Raw genomic sequence first — 8,516 nt, 5'->3', positions numbered from 1 at the left:
TTCATCTCGCCCTTCATCGGGCGGCTTGATGACATCCATCTCGACGGGATGGAGCTGATCGCCGATATTCGCCAGATCTATGACAACTACGATTTCCGCACGGAAATCCTCGCCGCGTCGATCCGGTCGGTGAATCACGCGATCGAATGCGCCCGGATCGGCGCTGATGTGATGACCGCGCCGCCGAGCGTGATCAAGTCGATGGCCAACCATATCCTGACCGATAAGGGCCTCGACCAGTTCCTGAAGGACTGGGCCAAAACCGGCCAGAAGATCCTCTGATCCGGGACGCAGGCGGCGCGCCCATACCGCGCTGCCTGCCCCATGATCCGCATCGACCGGGCGGGCGATTTGATTCGTTCCGGCAACACTCTGTTTCAAATCCATTTCTTGCCAAAAAAAGCGGGAAAAGCCGCGCGGAGCCTGCTAAGCTCCGACAAAACGCAAAAGTCTTTCCGGGGGCAGTCATGGCCGATACGGCAACCATCGCGAACGATATCAGGGACAAGCTTCTGGCCGAGCCGGAAGTGATCCTTGAGGATCGCGACCTGATGAAGGCGCTGATCCGCGCCAATGAACGCGCGATGGGGGCCAATATCGTCGACCTGCGCGGGATCGCGATGGAACGGCTTGAGGCGCGGCTGGACCGGTTGGAGGACACCCACCGCTCGGTCATCGCAGCAGCTTACGAAAACCTCGCCGGAACCAATCAGATTCATCGGGCGATCCTCAGCATGCTGGAACCGGCTGAATTTGAGGATTTCCTGCTCAATCTCGGTCAGGACGTCGCGCAGATCCTGCGGGTCGATTGCGTCCGGCTGGTGCTTGAGACGGCGCAAACCGCCCCCGATCCTGTCGCGGATCGGCTGAACAACGTCCTCTGCGTGGTCGAACCGGGCTTTGTCGACGCCTATATGTCCGGGGGGCGGTCGTCGCAGGCCCGCCCGGTCGTGCTGCGCCAGACACAGCCGGATCAGTCGACGATCTATGGCGAGTCAGGCGCGTGGGTCCGGTCCGAGGCCGCACTCAGGCTCGATCTCGGCGCCGGACGTCTGCCCGGCATTCTGGCGCTTGGCTCCGAAGACCCGCATCTCTTCCGCTCCAATCAGGGCACAGACCTTTTGACCTTCTTCGCCAGCGCGTTCGAACGGGCCATGCGCCGCTGGCTGGCCTGAGCCGGGGCGATGAGCCTCGCCCTCTCTCCCGCCCTGCGCGACGCACTCGGCCACTGGCTTGAGCGGCTGGCCGCACTCGACGGGGCGGCGGCCAATACGCTCAAGGCCTATCGGACCGATGTCACCGGTTTTCTTGCCTTTCAGGCAGAGCATGGCGGCGACAGCATCGGCCCGGCGCGGCTGGCGCGGATCACGCAATCGGACATGCGGGCCTGGATGGCGCATGAACGCGGACGCGGCACCGCGTCCCGCTCGCTCGCCCGCAGCCTTTCGGCGGTAAAAAGCTTCACCCGCTGGCTGGCGGAACGCGACGGGTTCGACCCGACCGCGATCCTTGCCGCACGGGCCCCGAAGTTCCAGCGCAAGCTGCCGCGCCCACTGACGGAAAGCGCGGCACGGGATGTCATCGACCAGGTTGGCAGCTACGCCCGCGAAGACTGGGTTGCGGCCCGCGACATCGCGGTGGTGACCCTGCTTTATGGCTGCGGCTTGCGGATATCCGAGGCGCTGAGCCTGACCGGTACCGATCATCCCCTGCCCGAGACCCTGCGCATTCGCGGCAAGGGGGATAAGGAGCGTGTCGTCCCCGTCCTGCCAGCCGCGCGAAAGGCGGTTCAGCGCTATGTCGATCTCTGCCCGATGGCGATTGCCGAGGAGCCCCACAAGGCGCTTTTTCGCGGCGCGCGGGGCGGGCCGCTGAACCCGCGTCTGATCGCCGGAGCGATGGAAAAGACACGCGCCGGGCTGGGCCTGCCCGCTTCTGCCACACCGCATGCGATGCGGCACAGCTTTGCCACCCATCTTCTGGCGGCTGGCGGCGACCTGCGCGCGATCCAGCAATTGCTCGGCCATGCCTCGCTGTCGACAACGCAGGCCTATACGGCGGTTGACAGCGCCCGGCTGATGGAGATTTACGAAGAGGCCCATCCGCGCGCCTGACGACAGGCGGCGGCAACGGCGGAAAGGATGCCGACACTCATGACGCCCCAGATCAAGGCGCTTTGCGTCCATCTTTTCACCGCGACCGGGGCTGTCCTGTCGATGCTGGCCATGCTTGCGGCCGCCGAGGGCAAGTGGAGCTTGATGTTCCTCTGGCTCGTAGTGGCCTTCATCGTCGACGGTATCGACGGCCCCTTGGCGCGACACTACCACGTCAAGTCGAACTGGCCGACCTATGACGGTGTCCTGCTGGACCTGATCATCGACTATCTGACCTATGTCTTCATTCCCGCCTTCGCCCTCTTCCATTCGGGGCTCCTGCCCGGCTGGACCGGCTGGCTCGCGATCATCGTCATCACCTATTCCAGCGTCATCTACTTCGCCGATACGCGGATGAAGACGACGGACAACTCCTTTGCCGGGTTCCCGGCCTGCTGGAACATGGTGGTGCTGGTCTTGTTTGCGCTGGAGCCGAACTTCTACCTGATGACCGCGATCATCGTGGCCCTCGCGGCCTCGATGTTCACCAATCTGAAATTCGTCCACCCCGTGCGCACCGAACGCTGGCGCTGGATAACCCTGCCGGTTGCACTGGCCTGGGTCGTCTTCGCCGGACGTGCGGCCTGGGTCGATTTTGCGCCGGGGGAACTGGCGCATTGGGGGCTGGCGATCACGTCGATCTATCTCCTGCTCGCCGGAATTGCCCAGCAATTGCTGCCTGTACGGGATGGTGAAGCCTGACACGGATTTTCTTCGAAAATCCGCCGATTTTTCGACGAAAAATCGTATTCCCTCATAGACGCGTCAGAACCACACCCGTCGCGATTAACGCCACCGAAAAGACCTTGCCCCGGCTCATTCTCTCACTGAAGAAAAGCCATCCTATCAGGACACCAAAGAGGATCGAGGTCTCTCTGAGTGCGGCCACCAGCGCGATCGGCGCCAGCGTCATCGCCCAGACAGCGACCGCGTAGGAGCCATAGGACGCCGCCGCCCCGATACAGCCCGCCGTCCAGACCCGCCATCCCTTGGGCAAAGATCCGCGTCCTCTGAGTGCCAGAATCACAATGGCAAAGATGATCCCGTCCAGCACGAAGAGCCACGCGACGAACAGGGCCGCATCCGCCGCCACCCGCGCGCCCAACCCGTCAACGACGGTGTAGCCCGCCGTGGCGCAGGCGGCACCGAAGGCATAGGGCAGCATCCGCCGCGATTCGCCCGAGGTCCAGACCCCGCGCGCCAGCGCAAGGATGCCCGCGCCCAGCACAACGATCCCCGCCGTTTCATTCGCCGCCACCGCCTCGCCCAGCCAGACCGCACCGACCATCAGCGTGATCATCGGCGCGGTGCCGCGCGCGAGCGGATAGACCCGGCTCAGATCACCATGTTCGTAGGCGAAGGTCAGGAAGATCTTGTAGGCCGAATGGATGACGCCCGAGGCGATCAGCCAGGGCCAGACCGCCGCGCTGGGCCAGTCCATCGTCAGCGCAATCACAAGGCCGATCATCCCCTGCACGCCCGACAGCACCATCATCGTGCCAACCCGGCTCGCACCGACCCGCACCAGCGCATTCCAGCTCGCGTGCAGCAGGGCCGCGCCCAGAACCGACAGGAAAACGACAAGGCTCATCCACGGCCCCTCCCCACGCCACACCTCGTAACCACGGGGCGCGGCGGCCACAAGCGGCCCAGTTTAGAATCATTCCAATCCTTGACTTGACCCCCTTGGGGGCGCATATCAGATGCGCAACGGAGGCTGCCCCCATGTTCATCCAGACCGAATCCACACCGAACCCTGCGACGCTGAAATTCCTGCCCGGCCAGACCGTCCTTGGCACCGGCACGGCGGATTTCCCGCAGGCGGACACGGCAGACAAATCACCGCTGGCCAAGCGCATCTTCGCGGTCGAAGGCGTGACGGGCGTGTTTCTCGGCACCGATTTCGTCACCGTGACCAAGGCCGAGGCGGTGCTCTGGGACCATATCAAACCCGCGATCCTCGGCGCGATCATGGAGCATTTCCAATCCGGCCAGCCGGTAATCGAAGGCGAGCGGGCCGAAAGCGCCCATGCCGCCCATGACGGCCCGGATGGCGAGATCGTCAAGCAGATCAAGGAACTTCTCGACACCCGCGTCCGGCCCGCAGTGGCGCAGGATGGCGGCGACATCACCTTCCACGGCTTCGACCGGGGCATCGTCTATCTGCACATGCAGGGTGCCTGTGCCGGTTGCCCGTCCTCCACGCTGACGTTGAAGATGGGCATCGAGAACCTACTGCGGCACTACATCCCCGAAGTGGTCGAGGTGCGGCCCGTTGCCGCCTGAGGCCCTGATCCTTGCCTTCGACACATCGGCCGCGCATTGCGCGGCCGCTTTGCTCTGCGGTGACACGGTCCTCTCCGCGCGGGTGGAAGAAATGCGGCGCGGGCAGGCGGAGCAGCTGATGCCGATGCTGGAAGAGATGCTGCGCGACACCGGCCGCTCGTGGTCCGACCTCGACGCCATCGGCGTCGGCACCGGGCCGGGAAACTTCACCGGCATCCGCATTTCGGTCGCCGCCGCGCGCGGGCTCGCGCTGTCGCTCGGCATACCGGCTATCGGTGTTTCGGGCTTTGAGGCGACTGCCCCAGACCATACAAACCCACATTGGGCGGTGATTCCGGCCCCGCGCGGCATGGTCTATGCCCAGCGCCTGGGCGAAGATCCGGGCGATCCCGCGCTTCTGCCCGAGGTGGATCTGGCGGGGCTCGGCACACCTGTCCTACGGCTTGATGACCTGTCAGCCGACCAACATGCCGTGCATGTCGCCAAGATCGCCGCCCGCCGCTGTCGCGACGCGCCAGACCGCCCCGCCCCCCTCTATGTCCGCCCCGCCGATGCCGCCCCCCCGCGTGAGGCACCGCCGGTCATCCTGCCGTGACCACCTCACCGGATGAACTGGCCGCGATCCATGGCGCCGCCTTCACCACGCCCCGGCCATGGAGCGCGGCGGAAATCGCCGATCTTCTGGCCGGACCTGGGGTCTTCCTCATCACCGAACCGGGCGGCTTTCTTATCGGCCGGGCAATCGCCGACGAGGCCGAAGTTCTGACCGTCGCCGTCCTGCCCGACATCCGTGGGCAGGGCCTCGGCACCAACCTTGTCGCCACCTTCCTCGGCGAGGCCCGCGCGCGCGGTGCCGCAACGGCCTTTCTCGAAGTCGCTGCCGACAACCTCGCGGCGCGCACACTTTATGCCCGGGCGGGATTCGCCGAAACCGGACGCAGGCGGCACTACTACACGACGAACGGGGGAAATCCGGTCGATGCGCTTATCCTGTCCCGGCCCCTGCCCCCGGCGGAAGAAAAACTCTGACCGAAAGGTCAAACCGACCCGCCGTCACCCCAAATAGCTATTGACCGCCCCCCGCGCATCCGCCCTAATCGGATGCAATCCGCGCGCAACCGGCCCATGGCCGGATTTCAGGATGCGGATATGTAAAACCAAACTGGGAGCGATCCATGACCCTCATGAAGACATTCCTCGGCGCGGCCGCGACGCTCGCGCTTACGGCCGGCGTTGCGGCCGCCGATCCCGCGATCATCTATGACCTCGGCGGCAAATTCGACAAGTCGTTCAACGAGGCCGCCTATAACGGCGCCGAGAAGTGGAAGGCCGAAACCGGCGGCACCTATAAGGAACTGGAAATGCAGTCCGAGGCGCAGCGCGAACAGGCGCTCAGGCGGTTGGCGGAATCGGGTGCCAATCCGATCGTCATGACCGGCTTTGCCTTTGGCGATGTTCTGGGCCAGGTCGCGCCCGACTTTCCCGACACCAAGTTCGTGATCATCGATGTCGACTGGCTCGATTTTCCGAATGTGCGCCAGATCGCCTTCGCCGAACATGAGGGCAGCTATCTTGTGGGCATGATGGCCGCGATGGCGTCAAAATCCGGCACGGTCGGCTTCATCGGTGGCATGGATGTGCCGCTGATCCGCAAATTCGCCTGCGGCTATGTGCAGGGTGTTAAAGCCGCGAATGCCGACGCGACCGTGATCCAGAACATGACCGGTTCAACCCCGGCCGCATGGAACGACCCCGTGAAGGGCGGCGAGATCGCCAAGGCCCAGAAATCGCAAGGTGCCGACGTGATCTATGCCGCTGCGGGCGGCACCGGCATCGGCGTGCTTCAGGCCGCCGCCGATGAGGGCATCCTCTCGATCGGCGTTGACAGCAACCAGAACCACCTGCATCCGGGCCAGGTTCTGACCTCGATGCTGAAGCGCGTCGACAATGCCGTCTATGAGGCGTTCAAGGCCGGTACGGATGTCGAAGGCGGCGTTCAGATCATGGACCTCGCCTCGGGCGGTGTCGGCTATGCGCTGGACGACAACAACGCCGCACTGGTTTCGGATGAGATGAAGTCCGCCGTCGATGACGCCGCTGCCAAGATCACCTCGGGCGAAATTGCGGTCCATGACTACATGACCGACGACAGCTGCCCCGTGAACTGAGCAGCACGATGGCGGGGGGCAAAGAAGAGGGGCGGCAGGCAACTGCCGCTCCGGCCATCGAACTTCGCGGGATATCGAAATCCTTCGGTCCGGTTCAGGCCAACAAGGATATCTCGATCCGCGTGGCCAAGGGCACGATCCACGGCATCATCGGCGAAAACGGCGCGGGCAAATCCACGCTGATGTCGATCCTCTACGGCTTTTACAAGGCCGATTCAGGCCAGATCCTGATTAACGGCAGCCCCACCGCCATCCCCGACAGCCAGGCCGCGATCCGCGCCGGGATTGGCATGGTGTTCCAGCATTTCAAGCTGGTGCAGAATTTTTCCGTCCTCGAAAACGTCATCCTTGGCGCCGAGGATGGCCCGCTATTGCGCCCCTCGCTGGCCAAGGCCCGCAAGGTGCTGGGCGAACTGGCGCATGAATACGAACTTGACGTCGATCCCGACGAGGTGATCGAAGAACTCAGCGTCGGCCACCAGCAGCGGGTCGAGATCCTCAAGGCGCTTTACCGCCACGCCGATATCCTCATCCTCGATGAACCCACAGGTGTTCTGACACCGGCTGAGGCCGACCACCTGTTCCGCATCCTGAAAAACCTGCGCGAACAGGGCAAGACGATCATCCTGATCACCCACAAGCTGCGCGAGATCATGGAGATCACCGACACGGTCAGCGTGATGCGGCGAGGTGAGATGACCGCGACAGTGAAAACCGCCGAAACCAGCCCCGAGGAACTGGCCGAACTGATGGTCGGGCGCAAGGTGCTGCTGGATGTCGCGAAAACGCCCGCCCAGCCCGGCAAGATGGTGCTGGAGGTCGAAAATCTGCGCGTCGTGGACGAAGACAAGGTCGAGCGGCTGAAAGGTGTTTCGCTTAATATCCGCGCGGGCGAAATTCTTGGCATTGCGGGCGTCGCCGGGAACGGCCAGTCCGAACTTCTGGCAGTGCTCGGTGGCATTGCCCGTGGCACGGGCCGGGTCCGGCTGAACGGCGATGAGATCGACCTGACCGGCCAGCATTCCGACGGCCAGTCGCGCCGCGCGCGCGGCATCGCCCATGTGCCCGAGGACCGTCAGCATCTGGGCATGATCATGGATTTCTCGGCCTGGGAAAACACCGCCTTCGGCTATCACCACGACCCCGCCTATCAGAAGAACCGCTGGCTGATGGACAATGACGCCATCCTTGAGGATACCAAGGGCAAGATGGAACGCTTTGATGTCCGCCCGCCGATTCCGACGCTGTCGGCCAAAAGTTTCTCGGGCGGCAACCAGCAAAAGATCATCCTTGCACGCGAGATTGAGCGGAACCCGGACCTCTTGCTGGTCGGCCAGCCGACACGCGGCGTCGATATCGGTGCGATTGAATTCATCCACAAGCGCATCGTGGAGTTACGCGACGCGGGCAAGGCGGTGCTGCTGGTCAGCGTCGAACTGGATGAGATCATGAGCCTGTCAGACCGCATCGCGGTGATGTTCGACGGTCAGATCATGGGCGAACGCCTGCCCGATGAAACCAATGAACGTGAGCTTGGCCTTCTCATGGCCGGGATCACCAACGGCAAGACCGGGGAGGCCGCGTGATGACCAGATTGCCGCGCTGGGCCGATCTCGTGCTTGTCCCGCTCATCAGCCTGCTTCTGGCGGGCATCATCTCGGCCCTCGTCATCCTCGCCATCGGCCAGAGCCCGATGGAGGCTTTGCGGACGATGGTGACGGGGGCCTTGGGCTCGGCCTATGGCTGGGGCTACACGCTCTATTACGCCACCAGCTTCATGTTCACCGGCCTTGCGGTGACCGTCGCCTTCCATGCCAGCCTGTTCAATATCGGCGGCGAGGGGCAGGCCCAGCTTGGCGGGCTCGGCGTCGCGCTCGTCTGCCTTTTCATCCCCTGGCCGCACTGGACG

The 8,516-nt window shown here is 64.0% G+C and carries 10 protein-coding genes and 1 pseudogene; 10 read left to right on the top strand and 1 reads right to left on the bottom strand.

The annotated features are described in order from the left end of the window. From WBB85_RS11825 to WBB85_RS11810, 4 genes are all read left to right on the top strand, one after another. The coding region (locus WBB85_RS11825) for a transaldolase family protein (RefSeq protein WP_432638812.1) at positions 1 to 282 on the top strand (282 nt) is incomplete at its 5' end. Positions 283 to 467: 185 nt separating this feature from the next. Continuing rightward, positions 468 to 1,175 carry a DUF484 family protein gene (locus WBB85_RS11820; protein ID WP_432638811.1) on the top strand — a complete coding sequence of 236 codons (708 nt, stop codon included), beginning with the start codon at positions 468 to 470 and terminating at the stop codon, positions 1,173 to 1,175. Positions 1,176 to 1,184: 9 nt separating this feature from the next. Beyond that, a complete protein-coding gene (locus tag WBB85_RS11815) occupies positions 1,185 to 2,114 on the top strand; it encodes a tyrosine recombinase XerC (RefSeq protein WP_432638810.1) in 930 nt (309 codons plus the stop codon). A 39-nt stretch (positions 2,115 to 2,153) separates the two neighbouring features. Further along, positions 2,154 to 2,855: a CDP-alcohol phosphatidyltransferase family protein gene (locus WBB85_RS11810; RefSeq protein ID WP_432638813.1), complete on the top strand. Its 702-nt coding sequence runs from the start codon at positions 2,154 to 2,156 to the stop codon at positions 2,853 to 2,855. Between the two features lie 52 nt (positions 2,856 to 2,907). On the opposite strand, the gene WBB85_RS11805 is transcribed toward WBB85_RS11810, so the two are convergent. Continuing rightward, entirely contained in the window at positions 2,908 to 3,744 is an 837-nt protein-coding gene (locus WBB85_RS11805) for an EamA family transporter (RefSeq protein ID WP_432638809.1), read from the bottom strand. 134 nt (positions 3,745 to 3,878) lie between these two features. Between WBB85_RS11805 and WBB85_RS11800 the strand changes: the two genes are divergently transcribed. From WBB85_RS11800 to WBB85_RS11775, 6 genes and pseudogenes are all read left to right on the top strand, one after another. Further along, positions 3,879 to 4,439: a NifU family protein gene (locus tag WBB85_RS11800; RefSeq protein ID WP_432638808.1), complete on the top strand. Its 561-nt coding sequence runs from the start codon at positions 3,879 to 3,881 to the stop codon at positions 4,437 to 4,439. Further along, on the top strand, positions 4,429 to 5,034 hold the full coding sequence (tsaB, locus tag WBB85_RS11795; protein WP_432638807.1) for a tRNA (adenosine(37)-N6)-threonylcarbamoyltransferase complex dimerization subunit type 1 TsaB: 606 nt from the start codon (positions 4,429 to 4,431) through the stop codon (positions 5,032 to 5,034). Before WBB85_RS11800 ends, tsaB begins: the two co-directional genes overlap by 11 nt. After that, on the top strand, positions 5,031 to 5,468 hold the full coding sequence (rimI, locus tag WBB85_RS11790; protein WP_432638806.1) for a ribosomal protein S18-alanine N-acetyltransferase: 438 nt from the start codon (positions 5,031 to 5,033) through the stop codon (positions 5,466 to 5,468). Before tsaB ends, rimI begins: the two co-directional genes overlap by 4 nt. 146 nt (positions 5,469 to 5,614) lie before the next feature. Further along, entirely contained in the window at positions 5,615 to 6,607 is a 993-nt protein-coding gene (locus tag WBB85_RS11785) for a BMP family lipoprotein (RefSeq protein WP_432638805.1), read from the top strand. Positions 6,608 to 6,615: 8 nt separating this feature from the next. Further along, positions 6,616 to 8,193: an ABC transporter ATP-binding protein gene (locus WBB85_RS11780; RefSeq protein ID WP_432638804.1), complete on the top strand. Its 1,578-nt coding sequence runs from the start codon at positions 6,616 to 6,618 to the stop codon at positions 8,191 to 8,193. Beyond that, positions 8,193 to 8,516, top strand: a pseudogene (locus WBB85_RS11775) (ABC transporter permease); the annotation flags it as partial. The gene WBB85_RS11780 and the pseudogene WBB85_RS11775, both read left to right, overlap by 1 nt.

This window comes from Albidovulum sp. (assembly GCF_049646345.1).
GTDB lineage: Bacteria > Pseudomonadota > Alphaproteobacteria > Rhodobacterales > Rhodobacteraceae > Albidovulum.
This window is presented reverse-complemented; position numbering and strand designations above follow the sequence as displayed.

What these genes read in the sequence shown, in the direction of transcription:
- WBB85_RS11820 (WP_432638811.1), top strand. Translation starts at nt 468, where the DNA reads ATGGCCGATACGGCAACCATCGCGAACGATATCAGGGACAAGCTTCTG.
- WBB85_RS11805 (WP_432638809.1), bottom strand. Translation starts at nt 3,744, where the DNA reads ATGAGCCTTGTCGTTTTCCTGTCGGTTCTGGGCGCGGCCCTGCTGCAC.
- WBB85_RS11800 (WP_432638808.1), top strand. Translation starts at nt 3,879, where the DNA reads ATGTTCATCCAGACCGAATCCACACCGAACCCTGCGACGCTGAAATTC.
- WBB85_RS11785 (WP_432638805.1), top strand. Translation starts at nt 5,615, where the DNA reads ATGACCCTCATGAAGACATTCCTCGGCGCGGCCGCGACGCTCGCGCTT.
- WBB85_RS11810 (WP_432638813.1), top strand. Translation starts at nt 2,154, where the DNA reads ATGACGCCCCAGATCAAGGCGCTTTGCGTCCATCTTTTCACCGCGACC.
- WBB85_RS11815 (WP_432638810.1), top strand. Translation starts at nt 1,185, where the DNA reads ATGAGCCTCGCCCTCTCTCCCGCCCTGCGCGACGCACTCGGCCACTGG.
- WBB85_RS11780 (WP_432638804.1), top strand. Translation starts at nt 6,616, where the DNA reads ATGGCGGGGGGCAAAGAAGAGGGGCGGCAGGCAACTGCCGCTCCGGCC.